Annotated in this window: 11 protein-coding genes; 10 read left to right on the top strand and 1 reads right to left on the bottom strand. The window is 71.2% G+C overall.

The window, feature by feature from the left end; translation table 11 throughout:
• The first annotated feature begins 5 nt into the window (after nt 1-5).
• On the top strand, nt 6-1,052 hold the full coding sequence (locus tag ACIPVN_RS07675) for an NAD(P)-dependent alcohol dehydrogenase (RefSeq protein WP_400441621.1): 1,047 nt from the start codon (nt 6-8) through the stop codon (nt 1,050-1,052).
• A gap of 124 nt (nt 1,053-1,176) precedes the next feature.
• Here ACIPVN_RS07675 and ACIPVN_RS07670 read toward each other — a convergent pair whose 3' ends face one another.
• A complete protein-coding gene (locus tag ACIPVN_RS07670) occupies nt 1,177-1,950 on the bottom strand; it encodes a PoNe immunity protein domain-containing protein (RefSeq protein WP_400441618.1) in 774 nt (257 codons plus the stop codon).
• Nucleotides 1,951-2,081: 131 nt separating this feature from the next.
• Between ACIPVN_RS07670 and ACIPVN_RS07665 the strand changes: the two genes are divergently transcribed.
• From ACIPVN_RS07665 to ACIPVN_RS07625, 9 genes are all read left to right on the top strand, one after another.
• Nucleotides 2,082-2,651 carry a DNA-3-methyladenine glycosylase I gene (locus tag ACIPVN_RS07665; protein ID WP_400441614.1) on the top strand — a complete coding sequence of 190 codons (570 nt, stop codon included), beginning with the start codon at nt 2,082-2,084 and terminating at the stop codon, nt 2,649-2,651.
• A 109-nt stretch (nt 2,652-2,760) separates the two neighbouring features.
• Entirely contained in the window at nt 2,761-3,894 is a 1,134-nt protein-coding gene (locus tag ACIPVN_RS07660; protein WP_400441611.1) for a serine/threonine-protein kinase, read from the top strand.
• Nucleotides 3,894-9,845, top strand: coding sequence for an Ig-like domain-containing protein (locus tag ACIPVN_RS07655; RefSeq protein ID WP_400441608.1), 5,952 nt, complete (start codon nt 3,894-3,896; stop codon nt 9,843-9,845). The genes ACIPVN_RS07660 and ACIPVN_RS07655 overlap by 1 nt, the downstream gene beginning before the upstream one ends.
• A 37-nt stretch (nt 9,846-9,882) precedes the next feature.
• The gene (locus ACIPVN_RS07650) at nt 9,883-10,872 is read left to right on the top strand and encodes an AAA family ATPase (protein ID WP_400441605.1); all 990 of its coding nucleotides are present in this window, start codon (nt 9,883-9,885) and stop codon (nt 10,870-10,872) included.
• Entirely contained in the window at nt 10,869-12,239 is a 1,371-nt protein-coding gene (locus tag ACIPVN_RS07645) for a DUF58 domain-containing protein (RefSeq protein ID WP_400441602.1), read from the top strand. Before ACIPVN_RS07650 ends, ACIPVN_RS07645 begins: the two co-directional genes overlap by 4 nt.
• Complete coding sequence (locus ACIPVN_RS07640) at nt 12,236-14,785, top strand: transglutaminase domain-containing protein (RefSeq protein ID WP_400441599.1); 2,550 nt, start codon at nt 12,236-12,238, stop codon at nt 14,783-14,785. The genes ACIPVN_RS07645 and ACIPVN_RS07640 overlap by 4 nt, the downstream gene beginning before the upstream one ends.
• The gene (locus ACIPVN_RS07635; RefSeq protein ID WP_400441596.1) at nt 14,782-16,221 is read left to right on the top strand and encodes a DUF5684 domain-containing protein; all 1,440 of its coding nucleotides are present in this window, start codon (nt 14,782-14,784) and stop codon (nt 16,219-16,221) included. The genes ACIPVN_RS07640 and ACIPVN_RS07635 overlap by 4 nt, the downstream gene beginning before the upstream one ends.
• Entirely contained in the window at nt 16,218-17,045 is an 828-nt protein-coding gene (locus ACIPVN_RS07630; RefSeq protein ID WP_400441593.1) for a PP2C family protein-serine/threonine phosphatase, read from the top strand. The genes ACIPVN_RS07635 and ACIPVN_RS07630 overlap by 4 nt, the downstream gene beginning before the upstream one ends.
• The gene (locus ACIPVN_RS07625; protein ID WP_400441590.1) at nt 17,042-17,779 is read left to right on the top strand and encodes a hypothetical protein; all 738 of its coding nucleotides are present in this window, start codon (nt 17,042-17,044) and stop codon (nt 17,777-17,779) included. Before ACIPVN_RS07630 ends, ACIPVN_RS07625 begins: the two co-directional genes overlap by 4 nt.
• Nucleotides 17,780-17,942: the final 163 nt, after the last annotated feature.

Below are 17,942 nucleotides of genomic sequence, written 5' to 3'. Positions count from 1 at the left end.
TGTGCATGACCCGCGTGAACGCCTATGCCGCCCCCTCCGAAGCCGCGCCCCTCGAGAAGACCACGATCGAGCGGCGAGAGCTCGGCCCCCACGATGTTCTGATCGACGTCGCCTTCGCCGGCATCTGCCATTCCGACATCCACACGGTGCGGGGCGACTGGGGCGCCCGCGAGTACCCTCTCGCGCCGGGGCACGAGATCACCGGCACGGTCGCGGCCATCGGTGCCGAGGTCACGAAGCACGCGGTCGGCGATCGCGTCGGTGTCGGCTGCATGGTCAACTCCTGTGGGGAGTGCGACCAGTGCCGGCGCGGCGAGGAGCAGTTCTGCCGCAACGGCGCCGTCTTCACCTACGGCAGTGTCGACCGCGACGGCACGATCACGCAGGGCGGCTACTCCGAGAAGGTCGTCGTGACGGAGGGCTTCGTCGTGCGGATCCCGGATGCGCTCGCTCTCGATGTCGCCGCGCCCCTCCTGTGCGCGGGCATCACGACCTACTCGCCCCTGCGGCACGCGGAGGTCGGGCCGGATTCGCGCGTGGCGGTCGTGGGTCTCGGCGGGCTCGGCCACATGGGTGTGCAGATCGCTCACGCGCTCGGAGCGGAGGTCACCGTTCTCTCCCAGACGCTGAGCAAGAAGGACGACGGTCTGCGCCTGGGGGCCGACCACTACTACGCGACGAGCGACGACGACACGTTCCGTTCGCTGCGCGGCTCGTTCGACATGATCCTCAACACGGTCAGCGCGCCGATCGATCTGCGGTCGTACCTCGGGATGCTCGACGTCGACGGGGCGATGGTGTGCGTGGGGATGCCGTCCGATGCGCTTCCCCTGTTCGTCGGATCGCTCATCGGCGGACGCAAGTCGATCTCCGGCTCGAACATCGGCGGCATCCGCGAGACGCAGGAGATGCTCGACTTCTGCGCCGAGAAGGGCATCGCCGCCGAGATCGAGGTGATCCCGGCATCCGACATCAACGCCGCCTACGAGCGCGTGCTCGCGTCGGACGTGCGCTACCGCTTCGTGATCGACGCCGCGACCTTCGCCGACTGAGGTCCGCGGGGTGGGCCCTTCGACAGGCTCAGGCACCCCGTCTCTTCGGTCCGCTGAGCCCTCACCGGGTCGTTGAGCCCTCACCGGGTCGCTGAGCCTGTCGAAGCGTCCCCGCCGACGGAGCTCAGTGGGGGAGGAATGCTTCGGGGTAGTACTCGTTGTCGCGGTAGCCGGAGTCGTCGATGTCGAGGAGTTTCGTGAGGGCGGCGCCGGTGAAGCACCAGTAGCCGGGGTATTGGATGGCGACGCCGCGTTTCTGCTGGCGGAGGTGTTCGCCCCAGCCCTGGCGCTTGCGGGTGCCGTTGTACCAGTGCTGCACGAATTGGCCGACGAGCTTCGGGCGTGCGGTGGGTTCTGCCTGGACGGCGGTGATGAGTCGGCCGTAGGGGCGGGGGTGGGAGAGGGTGACGTCGATGTCGTCGAGGGTCGGATGCTGTCCGGCGAGGTATTCGAGGGCGGTGTCGGGGCCGAGCAGCGGCAGGGTGTCGGCGATGCGGGTGCGTTGTTCTTCGGTGCCGAGGAGGATGACGGCGCCGAGGAGTTCGGCGGTTTCGATCATCCACGTCGGGGCATCCACCCACGTTCGGGGCTCCTTCCCGAGTTCGAGCCGCTGGGGATGGGACAGGAGGTCGTACTCGACGTGAGCGTCGACCGCGCCGGCGAGGTGGTAACGCAAGCGATCGACCGGCTCCCCGATGGAGTACGAGACGGAGAATGCCGTGAAGTGCTTGCGCGAGAGGTCGCGGATGTTGAGGAGGTCGCGCGGGTTCTTGTGCTTGCCCTCCTCGATCCATTCGAGCGAGGTGTCGATGCTGCGCAGCACAGCAGCGAGGTACTTCCGCAGTGGTTCGGGGTCGGCGCGGGGGTCGCGGAATCGTCCGTCGTCGAGAGTGCTCATGATCGTTCCGTTCTGGTCGGTCCCATCCGGGGAAGAGCATAGGGGCGGGGCCCTTCTACAGGCTCAGGGACCCGGCTTCTCGGTGGCCCGAGACGAGGGTCCGTGTCGGTGGCCGCCGCTAGCGTGGGGGCATGAGCTCGCTGATCACCGGTCCCGACGAACGCGCGCGCTGCGGCTGGGTGGGTGATGACGCCGAGTACCGCCGTTACCACGACGAGGAGTGGGGCACGCCGTTGCACGGCAACCGGGCGCTGTTCGAGAAGATGGCGCTCGAGGGCTTCCAAGCCGGTCTGTCGTGGATCACGATCCTGCGCAAGCGCCCGCGCTTCCGCGAGGTGTTCGCGGGATTCGACCCCGCGGTCGTCGCGGACTTCGGCGACGACGACGTCGAGCGACTGATGGGCGACGCCGGCATCATCCGCAATCGGGCGAAGATCCTGGCGACGATCGGCAACGCGCAACTCGTGCGCGACATGGCCGAGGGCGAGCTCGACGAGCTGATGTGGTCGTTCGCGCCCCCGGCATCCGACACCCGTCCGGCGTCGTTCGCCGACGTGCCGGCGGTGACCGCGGAGTCGACCGCGATGAGCAAGGAACTGCGCAAGCGAGGGTTCCGCTTCGTCGGCGCGACCACGATGTACGCGCTGATGCAGTCGGCGGGGATGGTCGACGATCACATCGAGGGATGCTGGCGCGCCTGAGCGTGCCGCCCGTCGCGGTTATACTCATGCGCGGGGGAACCCGCGGAGCGCTCGTGCCGCGGCGCTTTCGATGCGACCCCCGTCGATGACAATTCCCGGGGGAGGGCGAGTGGCGAAGCGGATTGCCTCCACGCCTCCCGTGCTGTCGGGCTACAGCTATGTGCGCCCGCTGGGCTCCGGCGGATTCGCCGACGTGTTCCTCTACGAGCAGGACATGCCGCGCCGCGTCGCCGCCGTGAAGGTGCTGCTCGCGGATGCCGTGAACTCCGACGTGCTGCGCGCGTTCAACGTCGAGGCCGACATCTCCGCTCGCCTCAGCGCGCACCCGTCCATCGTCACGATCTACCAGGCGTCGATCTCGTCGGACGGGCGCCCGTACTTCGCGATGGAGTACTGCCCCGACACGATGAGCGCCCGCTACAAGAAGGCGCCACTGCCGCTCGCCGAGGTGCTCGACATCGGCGTGCGCATCGCCGGCGCGCTCGAGACCGTGCACCGGGCGGGGCTGCTGCACCGCGACATCAAACCCTCGAACGTGCTCATCAACTCGCTCGGCGCCCCCGTGCTGGCGGACTTCGGCATCGCCGCAGCGGTGCTCGACGAGGGCGACTCCGAGACCATCGCGATGTCGATCCCGTGGAGCGCCCCCGAGGTGCTGCAGGAGAAGGTGTCGGGGTCGGTCGCCAGCGAGGTCTGGAGTTTCGGGGCCACGCTGTACACGCTTCTCTCCAGCCGCAGTCCCTTCGAGCGCGAAGACCGGGCGTCGAACACCCGCGAGCAGCTCACCCAACGCATCGTGAAGGCCAGGTACACCCCGCTGCCGATCGCCGGCATGCCGAAGGTCATCGACGAGATCCTCGCCACGGCGATGGAGAAGGACCCGTCGCGCCGGTTCCCGAGCATGGCTGCGTTCGCCGATCGCCTTCGTCATGCGCAGTACGAGCTCGGCATCGCACCCACCGCCTTCGAAGCGGCATCCGCCGAATGGGCTGCGGCCTCGCCGGTCAGCTTCTCGGATGCCGCGCCCCGCGGCCCCGTCGTCACCACCGTCGCCCCGGACTCGCGGCGCGCCGCGCGCGCCGCGAAGCACCACGGCGCCGCCCGCGACCGCGACGACCTGCCGGTCGCGACCCGGACGCCGTCGCGTTCTCCGCTCGTCGCCGGAGTGATCGGCGCGCTCGTGGGCGCCGTCGTGATCGCGGGCGCGGGCGCCGGCATCCTGTTCCTCACCGGGGTCCTGTGATGGCGATCGGCGACCGCGACCGCTCCGCGACGACGCCCCGCTCCCGCGGGCGCCTCATCGCCGCGATCTCGGGCGTCGCGGCGCTCGCCGTGGTCGTCACCCTCGCCGTCACGGCGCAGGGCTACCAGTCGCAGGAGGTGCCGCGGCTCGAATCGGCCGTGTGGGTCATGCGCGACAGCGGCCAGTACGCGCGCGTCAACACCGACCTCGCCGAGATCGACACCGTGCGCAACGTCGACGATCCCGAAGCCGTGTGGCAGAGCGGCTCCTCGGCCGTGCTCTACGCGCAGGGCAACCGCCAGCGCTGGGACCTCGATCCCGCGAGCCCCGGCGACCTGATCGCGGATGCCGGCGACGAAGGCACCCCGCTCGCGTCTGAGCCGACTCCGGCCGGAACCCGCGAGATCGTGTCGGCGGGGCCCTACGTGGCGTATCGCACCGATACCGGACAGGTCTCGGTCACCACCCTCGACGCGGGGGCTGGCACGGCTCCGGTCGACCCCTTCGCCGCGGTCGAGGTCGAAGAGGGCGAGGACCCGCCGTCGTACACGGCCGATGCGATCGGCCTCTCGCCCGAGGGCGTGCTCGCGCTCTACTCGGCTGAAGAGGGCGCGGTGCGACGGTTCGACATCGACGAGCACCGGTTCCTCGATGACGCTGCCGAGGTCTCCGACGCACCCGAGGGCGGCGACGGTCTCGAGCTCACCGTGATCGGCGATCGATGGGCGATGCTCCAGTCCGCGGAAGGGCGACTCTGGACGTCGAGCGTCGACGCCCCGATCGCGATCGATGTCGCCGAGGGTGCACGACTGCAAGCAGGCGCGGCATCCGGTGACGACGTCGTCGTCGCAGACTCCGACGGCCTCGTCTCGGTGGTGCTCGCCTCGGGCGATGCCGAGCGGATCGCAGAGGCATCCGGCGTCCCTGCACGACCCGTCGTCGTCGGCGCGACGACCTACGCCGCCTGGCTCGACACCGGGTCGGGAACTCTGTGGGCCGGTGGCGAGACGACGACGCTGTCCGTCCCCGACGACGCCCTCGAGTCCGCGGCCATCGCCCCGGTCTTCCAGGGCAACGGCGACCGCGTGGTGCTCAGCGAGATCGGCACCGGTCTGCTCTGGACGGCGCCGGACGGCGTGCTCATCCCGCTCGAGCAGTGGGCGATCGACGACGACACCGAGCAGCAGGAGGGCACGATCATCGTCGAGGACGTGGCGGAGCAGATGCCGCCCGTCGCGGTCGACGACTCGTTCGGCGTGCGGGCCGGCGAGCAGGTCATCCTGCCCGTGCTGCTCAACGACCACGACCCGAACAAGAAGGACGTCCTCACCATCGACCCCGAGTCGGTGTCTGTGGGGCTCGGCGACTCCGGCTTCGGTCGGCTGTCGCTCGTGTCCGACGGGCAATCGCTCGTGGTCGACGTGACCGCGACGAGCGGGCAGACCTCCTTCACGTATGCCGTGACCGACGGGGCCGCGGTATCGCCACCCGCGACCGTCACCCTCACCGTCGTCGATCCCGAGGTGAACTCCGCCCCGGTCTGGTGCGGTGTCGACGCCTGCCAGCAGGAGTGGCCGACACCGCAGTTGCTCCCGGGCGGCAGCACGGTCGTCCCGGCGCTGTCGGGATGGGTCGACCCCGAGGGCGATCCCTTCGTGCTCGTCGACGCCTACGAGAGCGACAGCGCCGCGCCCGTGATGGTGGTGCCGATGGCCGACGGTCGGGTCGCGATCCGCCACACCGATCCGAACGCCGCGGATGCCGTCATCCCCGTGACCGTCGTGGTCGAAGACGTGCACGGTGCGCGCGCCGAGAAGACCCTCGATGTGCAGGTCACGGGCAGCCCCGCCCTGCTCGCGTCCCCGGTCGCGCTGACCGCGCGGGTGGGGGAGCCCCAGTCGATACGCATCTCCGATCACCTCTCCGGGGGATCCGGTTCGTACCGCCTGGTCGACGCCGTGCAGACGGCGGCGACGGCAGCGGGCCTCGAGGTCGCGCCGAACCTCGCCTCGGGCGATGTCGAGCTCACGGTCGCCGAGCCCGGGCAGTACGTCGTGACGTACACCGCGCAGGACGCCACGACCCAGGCCGAGCAGTCCGCCGTGATCCGCATCACGGCGGTCGACGGCGCAGCGCCCCTCGCGATGGCTCCGCTCACGGCGTTCGTTCGCGAGGGTGAGGACACCACGGTCGACGTGCTCAGCGCCGTGCAGAACACCACGGGCCGCGTGCTCATGCTCTCGGGGGCCGTGAGCTCGTCGCCGCAATTGAGCGTGCGGGTCGTCAACAACGAGAGCATCCGCGTCAACGGCACGACCGACGACGGCGAGCCGGGTGTGATCGGTCGTGCCCGCGTCACCGTCGCCGACGGATCGGGCGCGGCCGTCGAAGGAACCGTCACCGTCTTCCTCACGCCGCCGTCGACCGTCACCCGTCCGATCGTCTTCCCCGACGCGATCACCGTGCGGGCGGGATCGCTCACCCGCATCAACGTGACCGCCAACGACGTCGCACCGCGCGGCGAGCCCCTCGTCGTGCAGCCCGAGGTGACCGGTTCGGGCGAGGCGGGAGAGCTCGTCTTCGCCGACGGCAACGCGCTCCGCTATCTCGCCCCGTCGACGCCCGGCACGTACCGGCTGACGTACTCGGTGTCGCTCGAGCGCAACCCCTCCCTCTCCGACGACGGCGCCGTGACGGTGACCGTCGTACCGCCCGGGACCAACCGTGCTCCCACGCCCACCACGCTCACCGGCCGGGTGCTGAGCGGTCAGACCGTCTCGCTGTCGGTGCCCGCCACCGGTATGGACAGCGACGGCGACCGCGTCGTGCTCGCCGGAATCGATCAGCCCGGCAAGGGCGCCGGCACCGCGACGATCTCGGCGCGCGGCGACGCGATCGTCTACCGTGCACCGGTCGGCGGGGTCGACGGCGGCCAGGCGACCTTCCGCTACACCGTCCGCGATCCGCAGGGCGAGACCGGCACCGGACTCGTGCGGATCGGCGTGCTCGACGCCGACATCGACGATGCCGCTCCGGTGACCTTCAGCGACTACGTGCGGGTCGAGGCCGGTTCGTCGACACCGATCGTGCTCGATCCCCGCGCGAACGACCTCGACCCGGCCCAGGGCGACCTCGAGATCACCGAGCTGGTGCCCAACGCCCCGCCGGTCGCCGGCAACCCGCTCTACGAGCGGCTGAAGTCGCTGATCGATCCGGACACGTCGCTCGAAGACGGACGCATCGTGCTGCGCGCGGGCGACGTCGCGGGCACGAACTCCTACTTCTACACGGTGACGTCGAGTCGCACGCAGAGCACCGCGCAGGGCCTCATCGTGGTCTCGGTGACCGATGGTGCCGTGACCGACCAGCCGACGGTCGCCGACACGGTGCTCACCGCCCGCGACCGCGACGATCTCGCCGATCGCGGCATCGACGTCGTCACCGACCGGGTCAGCTGGCCGTCGGGCGACGCGAGCGCGTTGAAGCTCGGTCTCTGGGGCGACCAGCCCGGTTTCTCGGTGCAGGGCGACCGCATCATCGGCGAGGCCCCGGCCGAGGGCGCGCTCGTGCCGTTCCAGCTCACGGGCACCGCCGCGGGCGGACGCGACGTCGTCGCCTACGGGTTCCTGCACATCCCCGCGTTCGACGACATGCAGGTGCAGATCACGCCGGGTGCGACCCCGGTCGTGGTCGACGAAGACGCCGAGGCGACGTTCACCGTGGCCGACTATCTCGACCTCGCGGCGAACGACGCGGTCGAGATCGGAACGGGCGAGTTCACCGCTCAGCGCGCTGCGGCGACCTGCCTCCCCGCAGGCGGGGGAGAGGCGATCTATCGAGCCGGCCGCGAGTCGCCCTGGTCCGACACGTGTCTCGTGCCGGTGCGGCTCCAGGGACAGGAGCGCTGGTCGTACATCGACGTGCCCATCAGCATCCGTCCCGCCGAACCGCAGCTGCTGCTGTCGTCGATCGCTCACACCGTCGCTCCGGGCGCGAGCGCGGACTTCGACCTCTACGCCAACATGGCGAGCTGGGAGGGCGGCCGCGAGGGGGACGCCGGTTCGCTCGACTTCCGCACGGTCTACAGCGGCGCCTCGTTCACGGTGACTCAGAACGGCCCGACACTCACCGTCGAGGCGCATGCCGACGCCCGCCCCGGCACCGCCGAGGCCGTCGAGGTGACCGTCTCGCAGTACGGCGAGGCCAAGGCATCCGTGCGCCTGGTCGTCGGGGCGGCACCGCCGGATGCTCCGCGCGGGGCTACCTTCACGAAGCAGTGCGTCGTGACCAGCCCCAGCTGCTCGATCGACGTCGTCGACATCGCCGGAGAGTACGACCCGTTCGCGGGCAAGCAGGGCTCGGGATTGAAGCTGGTGTCGCTCGGCTCCGGCGCCCGCTGCGACGTCGCGACGCTCGCCGCAGCCGGCGAGCGCGCGATCACCGCGAGCTGGCCCGGCGGCGGACAGGCCCCCGGCGGGCAGTGCGTGGTGCCGTTCGTGGTGGCGGATGCTCAGGGCCGCACCGGTACGGGAACCCTGACCCTCGACCTGCAGGGGTACCCGCAGGCGCCGGCGAGCGTCACGACCGTCGGGTACACGCGCTCGACCGTCGTGCTCGAGGTGCCCCTGGGCGAGGCCGGGCGTGCGCATCCCTCGGTCACGGGCGTGACCATCCAGCAGGACGGTGCGGCCGCGAACGCCTCGTGCGGGCCGGCCGGTGGCGGCCTGTACCGCTGCACGGTGAACGGCCTGGTCAACGGCGAACGGCATGCGTTCACGGCATCCGCGGTCAACTCCGTCGGTGCATCGGCTCCGACCTCCGCGCACACCAGCTGGGCGTACGCGGCGCCGACGGTGTCGAACGCGACGGCGACGCCGGTGTACCGCCCGGGGGTCACCGACCGCAATCGTGCGGCGGTCGATCTGTCGATCGACGCGCCGGATGACGCGCGCTCGTTCCGAGTCGAGGAGACCGGGCAGGTCATCGAGCGCAGCGGTGGCACGACGAAGGCTCAGCTCGCGCTCGCGCCCGGCGCCCAGACCCTCACGATCGTGCCGGTCAGCCAGTTCCAGCCGCCGACCGGTGACGGGGGCAACGAGGGCGGGGCCTTCCGCACCCAGGTGACCGCGGCGGGCACGGTGTACTTCGAGCCGTCGAACACAAGCGCGGGCGCATCGTCGAACACCTCGATCAGCATCTCCTCGCCCGGCGCCGGGGCTGCGCAGGCGAACGGCAGCGACCGCGGCGTGGACATCAGGTACGTCGCCTGGCGCTCGGGCAGTGTGTCGTGCACGGCCAACGGCGACGGCAGTCTCAACGTCTCGGGAGCCGAGCGGGAGTCGTCCTCACCCTCGCTCGACGGCCTCGTCGAGTACCAGCTCTACTACGTCAAGGCGTGCGCCTCGAACGGGTACGGCGTCAGCGAGAGCTCGACGACCCAGGTCTTCACCTTCACCTCGGTCGAAGGGCCCGGCGGCGATGCCAGCTACAGGGTCGCGACGGCGCCGAGCAAGAGCGGCAACACGTACGACTACCCGCTCGAGCGTGGTCCGTCGATCTCGGTGCGCAACGGTTTCGTGGTCTGGTACAACATGTACGGCACGCGGACGCAGGACTTCTCGCTCAGCCGCGACGCCGCGCCGGGCCAGATCACCGCCCAGGGCTGTCACTCCGTCGTCCCCGGGTACTGCTCGGCGGCCGTGCAGATCTCTGCCGAGACCGCGCCCACTATCGTCGATGCGACCTTCGGACAGTGCCTTCCCGAGAACGCCGGCGATGTCGTCAACGTCTCCGGCGCCGCTCGCGGCTCCTACTCGCTCGGCACCCCGGTGGAGATCCCGGGCCCGACCGCTACGGACCCGCCCTCCTACGACATCACCCTCACGTGGACGGGCGCGTACTCATCGCTCGCCCCGATCACGCATCGCGTCCCCGCCGCCTGCACCCCCTGACCCGTCCGAGACCATCGAGAAGAATACTGTTGCTCCTATGCCTGCTTCCTCCGCTGCACCCGTGACCATCGCCCCCGAACAGGCCGCCTGGTTCGCCGAGACGTTCTCGGTCCTCACCGGCAACGTCGAGCAGGTCGTGCTCGGTAAGCGCCACATCGTCGAGCTGGTGCTCGCGGCGGGCATCAGCGGTGGGCACGTGCTGCTCGAGGACTACCCGGGCACCGGCAAGACCGCACTCGCCCGTGCCATCGGCCAGACGATCTCCGGCACGAGCACGCGCATCCAGTTCACCCCCGACCTGCTCCCCGGCGACGTCACGGGCATCACCGTGTACGACCAGAAGGAGGGCACGTTCGAGTTCCACGCGGGTCCTGTGTTCGCGAACATCGTGCTCGCCGACGAGATCAACCGGGCGAGCCCGAAGACGCAGTCCGCGCTGCTCGAGGTCATGGAGGAGGGAACGGTGACGGTCGACGGCGTCACCCGCCCGGTCGGCTCGCCGTTTCTCGTGATGGCCACGCAGAACCCGATCGAGCAGGGCGGCACGTACCGTCTGCCCGAGGCGCAGCTCGACCGTTTCATGATCAAGACCTCGATCGGCTATCCCGATGACGCGGCGACCATGCGCATCCTGCAGGGAGCGGCGCAGCCGACCCGAGTGCTCGACGGCATCGTCGGCACCGACACGATCCTGACGATGACCGAGATGGCGCGCGGCGTGTACGTGAACCCGCTCGTCTCGGACTACATCATGCGCATCGTCGACGCCACGCGCCGGGCATCCGAGGTGCGTCTGGGGGCCAGCGTGCGCGGCGCGATCGCGCTGTCGCGGCTCGTGATGACCTGGGCGGCGAAGAACGGTCGCACCTACGCCACCCCCGACGACGTGCGCGAGCTCGCCGTCGTCGCTCTGGCGCACCGCCTCGTGCTCGAGCCCGAGGCCGAGTTCGACGGCGTGACCGCGGTGGCCGTGGTCGGTCAGATCCTGCTCGACGTCGAACCCCCGCGCGAGAACGGCACTGCGTGAGCTTCAACACCGAATCGCGCCTGACCCGTACGACGGCGCACACGTCGACCTCGACGCGTACGGCGACGGTGACGCGGTACGCGCAGACGCGCCGCGGCCCCGTGCGCGGGGCGGTGTTCGGCATGCGTCGAGCCGGGCGCACGATCGCCCGAGCGGCCCGCCGCACGGCCGGCTGGGTGCGCGAGACGGTGACGGCCGCCGGGCTTCTCGTGGCCACGGCGCTGGTGCTCGGCGTCGTCGCCGGGCTGCTCTTCGGCTGGGTCGAGGCGTGGGCCGTCGCGGCGATCGCGCTGGTGCTCCTGATCGTGTGCGTGCCCTTCGTGCTGGGCGCGCACGACTACCGCATCCATCTCACCCTCGACCGTGATCGCGTCGTCGCAGGAGCCGAGATCGGTGCGGTGCTCGACGTGCGCAACAACGGCACTCGCCTGTCGCTGCCCGGCGTGGTCGACGTCCCGGTCGGCGAGGGGCTCGTCGAGGCGCACGTGCCTCTGCTGCGTCCCGACGGGCATCATCGCGAAGAGCTCACGATCGCGGCGCACCGTCGCGGCGTGATCGACGTCGGGCCGATGACGATCACGCGCGGTGATCCGATCGGCATCCTCCGACGCGAGATGCGCTGGCCCGAGGTGCAGCGCATCCATGTGCATCCGGTCACCGTGCGCATCCCCAGCACCAGTGCGGGGCTCATCCGAGACCTCGACGGCACCCCGAGCACGACGCTCGTCGACGCCGACCTGTCGTTCCACGCCGTGCGGGAGTACGTCGTGGGCGACTCGCAGCGCCACGTGCACTGGAAGTCGACCGCCAAGACCGGCACGCTCATGGTGCGTCAGTACGAGGAGTCGCGGCACGCCCGCATCGCGATCATCCTCGACCTCGACGCCGAGTCGTACGACAGCGACGACGAGTTCGAGAACACGGTGAGCGCCGCGGCATCCCTCGCGCTGCAGGGGGTTCGCGACGGCCGAGACGTGCTGTTCTCGGTGAGCAACGAGATCCCCGAGCACAGTCGCACCGAGGTGCTGTCGATCCGCACCCTGCCGACCGCCACGCCGAAGGCGATGCTCGACGCCACCTCGACCCTCGACGCCTCCGACCGGGTCATGCGTCTCGAGGCCGTGGCGGCGCTGACCGTGCAGTCGTACCCCGACCTCTCGATCGGGTTCCTGCTCACCGGATCCCGCACTCCGCTCGACCGCCTGCGCCACGCTGCGGTGAAGCTGCCCGCGCAGGTCGACGCCATCGCCGTACGCAGCGAGCTCGGCGAGCAGCCCACGATGCGCACGGCCCGCGAGCTGTCGGTCATGACCCTCGGCGCGCTCGGCGATCTGCCGCAGATGCTGGCGCGAGGAGCGCTCCGATGAGCGGCGCGCGCACGCGTCTCCGGGGAGCGAACGGCTCCGCGCTCCGGTTCTCGGCCCTCACGTTCTGGGCGCTCGGCTTCGTGGCGGTCGGCATCGCGCTCGCGACGGCCGCCGCCTGGCCCGTGTACGAGTCGCCCCGCGCGCTCGTCGTCGGTGTCGCCGGTGGCCTGCTCGGAATGGGCGTCGCGGTCCTCGCGCGGGTTCTGCGCTGGGGCGCTCTTCTCGCCGCGCTCGCGGCAGTGGCCACGTACCTGATCGTCGCCGTGCCTCTGGCGATCCCCTCGGCGCTGTCGTCGGTGCCCGCGTTCCTCGGCGGTCTGCGCGACGCCGTGCTCGGCGTCGTGCTGGGGTGGAAGCAGATGCTCACCCTGGCCCCACCGCTCGGCGAGTACCAGGCCGTGCTCATCCCGTTCCTCGTCGTGATGCTGTTCGGTGGATTCCTCGCGACCTTCCTCGCCCTCCACCCCGGGCGTCGCGCCCTGGCGGCGGTCCCGGTCGTCGTCGGGATGGTCGTCTTCGGGGTGGCCTTCGGGCTGAGCGCGACGAGTTCGGCGGTCACACTCTTCGGCATCGAGCTGCCCGCTCCGCGCGAGTGGCTGATCGGTGTGGGCGTGTTCGCCGCTGCTCTGATCTGGGTGATCGGCCGCGCGCGCATCGAGCGGGCGCAGGCGCTGCGCATCGTCGCGGCGACCGGCGTCTCGCGCCGGGGGGCACCGGTGTGGCTCAGCATCCGCCGGCATCTGCTCGCGGGCGCGCTCGTGGTCGTGGCGCTCGTCGCGGGATTCGCTGCGGCCCCCGTCGCCGCCGGCTGGACCGACCGCGCGGTGCTGCGCGACGAGGTCGAGCCCATGATCGTCGTGCAGCAGCAGACGAGTCCGCTCGGTTCGTACCGCGCGTGGTTCGCGGGGGATCGCCTCGACGAGACCGTGTTCGGCGTACAGGGCGACCCCGGACCCGTCGATCGCATCCGCCTCGTCACTCTCGACGCCTACGACGGCAACGACTTCCACATCGCGGAGGACGACCGCTTCAGTCGGCTCCCACGCACCGCCGGCCCGGGCCAGGGCCGTGTCGCGCTCGACATCACGGTGGGCGATGCCTATCGCGGCATCTGGGTTCCGACCCCCGCCGGACTCGCCGAGGCGCCGGCGTTCGCCGGATCGCGGGCGGATGCTCTCGCCGACGGGTTCCACATCGACGCCGACGGCGACACGGCCATCACGATCGCAGACGCTCCGGGCGGGGGGAGCGGACTGGTTCCGGGCGACCGCTACTCGGTACTCGTCGACGCCCCGGCCACCGACGACGGGATCGAGTCGCTGCAGGGCGGCGACTCGACGCTCGACGCCGACGCGTTCCCGGCGCTGGTCGAGTGGGCCGAGATGCAGGAGCAACCGCGCACGGGCGCCGGTTACGTCGAACTGATCGACCGACTGCGCTCACGCGGCTACCTCAGCCACGCCGTGCTCGACGACGCGGCGTCGGCAGGGTGGATCGCCGCGCTCGACGGGGCCGAGGGCTACGGCTTCGCCTCGAGCTACGCCGGTCACTCGGCGGCGCGCATCGAGGAGGTCTTCACCGCGATGGTCGAGCAGGAGAGGCGGGCGGGGTCGGATGCCGCGCCCGAGCTGCTGGTGTCGGCGATCGGCGACGACGAGCAGTTCTCGACGGCCGCCGCACTGCTCGCCGAGCACTGGGGGTTCGAGTCGCGTGTGGTCATCGGTGCCCGTCTGGCGGGTGCCGAGGAGGTGCCCGGCATCCCGGCCTGTACCGAGGTCTGCACGGGCGAGAGCATGAGCGCTTGGGTCGAGGTGCGGTCCACCGGCGGCGAATGGATGCCGATCGACGTCACGCCGCAGTACGCGATGCTGCCGAGTGCGATCACCGAGGGCGAGCAGTTGCCCGAGCATCCGACCGTTCCGGAGCAGCCGCGCTCGGAGGCGCTCGACCCGCCGCAGGCGCAGAGCGACTCGAACGACGACGCTCCGCCGCTGGAGGCCCCCGAGTCGCAGTTCCTGGCCGTTCTGCTGCCGATCCTGCGCGCCGTCGGCCTGGGCGTGCTCGTGCTCGTGCTCGTGACGCTTCCGCTGCTGGTGCTGCTGATCGCGAAGGGCCGTCGGGCACGCGCGCGGCGCGACGCCGACGATCCCGAGGTGCGGCTCGCGGGCGCCTGGGAAGAGCTCGTCGACCTGTACACCGATCACGACGTCGCCCTGCAGGCCCAGGGCACGCGCGTGCAGCGCGCCCGCTCGACCGATCGTTCGGCCGCCGTGCGGCTCGCGGTGCTCGTCGACCGCGGCGTCTTCGCGGGGCATCCGCCCACCGATGCGGATGCCGTCGCCGCCTGGCAGATCGTCGACGACGAACGAGCCGCGCTCTCGACGGCCGACACCCGCTGGCGACGTCTGGTCGCGCGGGTGCGCCTGACCTCGTTGCTGCACCGTGCGAGACCGACGAGCGGTCCTCGTTTCGCGGGTCGCCGTCCGGCGATCGGTACGCTCGCAGTAGCCGGTTCGCCCCACGACCGGCAGAAGGAGACCTCATGACACCGTCAGCAGAGTCCGGACTGCTCGCGATGCTGTTCATCGGATGGGGTGTCGGCCTGCTCCTCGGCCTCGGCATCTACGTCTGGTACGCGGTGGCGCTGTCGCGCCTGTTCCCGCGGCTCGGGGGCGAGGCGTGGAAGGGGTGGGTGCCCATCCTGAACGAGGCCGAGATCCTCGCACGCGGTGGGGTCGCCGCCTGGAAGGTCGTCTTCTACCTCATCCCGATCGTGCAGATCTACGGCATCTATCTGAAGGTGATCGCGACGCACCGCATCAACGAGCAGTTCGGTCGCGGTGCCGGGTCGACCGTGCTCGCGATCCTGCTGCCGCCCGTCTGGGCATCGATTCTCGCCGCCGGTGCGCCGCCGTACCCGGAGGGTGACCGCCTCGCGGCCCTGCAGCCCGGCCCGCGCCGCACCCCACAGCCGCTGCTCGAACCGACGACCGGAGACACCCGCGACTATGCGCTCCCGGCCTTCGCGCCGCAGCGCCCCGCGTCGGCACACGCCGGAGCGGCTCCGACCGGCGGATTCATCCCCGCCGCGCGCCCGACGAACGGTGACGCCGAGGCATCCGCTCCCGCCGGGATCCCCGCCGAGTGGCAGGCGTTCGCCCCGGCCCCGCAGCCCCCGGCTTCCGCCCCGCAGCCTCCGCAGGCCGAGCCCGCGCAGCCCGCCGCCTCGCAGAGTTCGGCTCCTCAGACTCCGGCCCCGCAGCCGCATGCTCCGTCGTTCGCTCCGCCGACGGCATTCGTCGAGCCGGCCAGCCCCGCTGCTCCGGCCGCGCCCCCGACCGCCCCGGCCGAGGAGTACGCGCTGCCGGATGCCTTCGCTCCGCGGCCGCCGGCCTTCACGCCCCCGGCGCCGCCCGCTCCGCCGGCTGCTGCGACGGATGCCCCGGCATCCGTCATCCCGCCGGTGCCGCTCATCGCCACGCCGCCGACCGCCGATCCGGCGGCGCCTCCGGTCACGCGTCCCGCTCCCGAGGCGATCACTCCGGAACCCGACGATCTCCTCGGCGACGACCTCGCGCAGACGATCATCAAGCCTCGCCAGGTCGCCGTCGACGACGACCTCGAAGCGACCGTCGTCGTGGCCCGCAAGCGCGGCGTTCGTCGCTCGCTCGTGCTCGACGACGGCCGCAGCTTCGCGCTCTCGGGTGCGAGCGTCGTGATCGGACGCAATCCGGTCGGCGATCCGGGCGAGCAGCGTCTGTCGATCACCGACGCGACCCGCACCCTCTCGAAGACCCACGCGCGTCTCGTCGTCACCGACGACGAGTGGCGGCTGACCGATCTGCACGCGACCAATGGCGTCGTCGTGGTGGCCGAGGACGGCACCGAGGTGCTGCTCGATCCGGGCGAGAGCGTGGTCGGCACCGGGCGCTTCATTCTCGGCGAGGTCGGGATGCACGTGATCGCGGAGCGCGATTCGTGACCGTCGACCAGGTCGTCCTCAATGTCGCGTCACTGACCGACACCGGTCTCAAGCGCGCCGCGAACGAGGACTCCCTGCTCACCGCCGCCCCCGTGTTCCTCGTGGCCGACGGCATGGGCGGGCACGAGGCCGGTGACCGGGCGAGCGCCGCCGTGGTCGCCGCCTTCGAGCCGTTGCGCGGCACCGCGGTCACGATCGACGACGTGCGTCTGGCGCTCGGCCGGGCCACCGCCGTGGTCGAGTCGATCGCCGCCGCGCACAAGCAGGGCGCGGGGAGCACGGTCTCGGGCGTGGCACTCGTCGAGCACGAGGGACTGCCGCACTGGCTGGTCTTCAACGTCGGCGACTCGCGGGTCTACCGGCACCACGCGAACGATCTCGTACAGCTGACGATCGACCACTCGCTCGGCCAGGAGATGGTCGACGCGGGAGAGATGCGTCCCGAAGACCTGGCGACCTTCGCGCAGCGCAACATCATCACCCGCGCGATCGGCGCGGCCGACAGCGAGGCCGACAGCTGGCTGCTGCCCGTGATCGACGGCGAACGCCTGTTGCTCTGCTCCGACGGTCTCAGCGGCGAGGTGAGCGACGAGGCGATCCGCGCCACGCTGACGATGTGCGGGCGACCGGAGACCGCGGCCTCCGCCCTCGTGCGCCGCGCGCTGCAGGCGGGCGGTCGCGACAACGTCTCGGTCGTCGTCATCGACGTCGTCGCCGGCGGCCTGCGAGCCGGCCGCGACGACGACACGGCCGGCCGGATGGCGGTGTCGGTCGGTACCGACTCGATGCTCGAGGGCACGACGATCCCGGTGCGCGCCCGATGACCGACGAGGGCATCGACGAGGAGACCGTCATCGTCACGCGCCGCGACCGTCGGCGCGCGGAGGCGCGGGCGGATGCCGGAGCGCACGGCGCAGAGACGACGGTGGATGCCGAGGACGACGAGGCGACCGTCGTCGTCGGCCGTTCCCGCCCGGTGGCATCCGACGTCGACGAGGCCACGATCGTGGTCGACCGCTCCCGGTCGGTGTCACCGGGCGACGACCAGGAGGCGACCGTCGTCGTCGACCGTTCCCGACCCGCATCGTCGGTCGAGGACCACGAGTCGACCGTCGTGGTCGACCGGTCGCGCCCGGCGTCGTTCGACAGGGATGAGTCGACGGTCGTCGTCGATCGCCCGGACGGCGCTTCCGTCGCGCCGTCGGGCCACGAGGAAACGATCGTGCGTCCCCGGCGCGGACTTCGTCGTCGGCGGAACACGGTGTTCGACGCCTCCTCCTCGCTCGATGACACGATCCCTCGGAGCGCGGTCTCGTTCGAGCGCCCGACCGAACCCGAGCCTCCGGCCATCTACAAGCCGCGCCCCGCCCCGCTCGTCCCGAAGGCGCCGCCCGTGGTCGGAGGCGGCTCGGCACCGACCCGCAACGAGGATCCCGCGCTGCCGTCCGTGGTGCGGCAGGGAGTGCGCCGCAGTCGCACGGCACTGCTCGCCTTCGTCGGTGCGTGCGCCGTGTCGGTCGCGGGGCTCGTGACCCTCGGCTTCGTCGTCTTCGCCTGAGCCGCGACTCCTCGCCTCGGCCGCGACTCTCTCCCGGCACCGGGTCGCCCGACACCCGGCGCACCGCATGGGGAACTCTCCCCATGCGGCGGTATTCCAGCACGCGGTTAGGATGATCAGGTGCGCCGAGCGGCCCGAGGCCGTTCGGCCCCAGTCGAGCACG

Origin of the sequence: Microbacterium sp. NPDC090003 (assembly GCF_044748385.1) — a bacterium.
Classification (GTDB): domain Bacteria; phylum Actinomycetota; class Actinomycetes; order Actinomycetales; family Microbacteriaceae; genus Microbacterium.
Note: the sequence above shows the minus strand (reverse complement) of the source record. Positions and strands in the feature narration are given on the sequence as shown.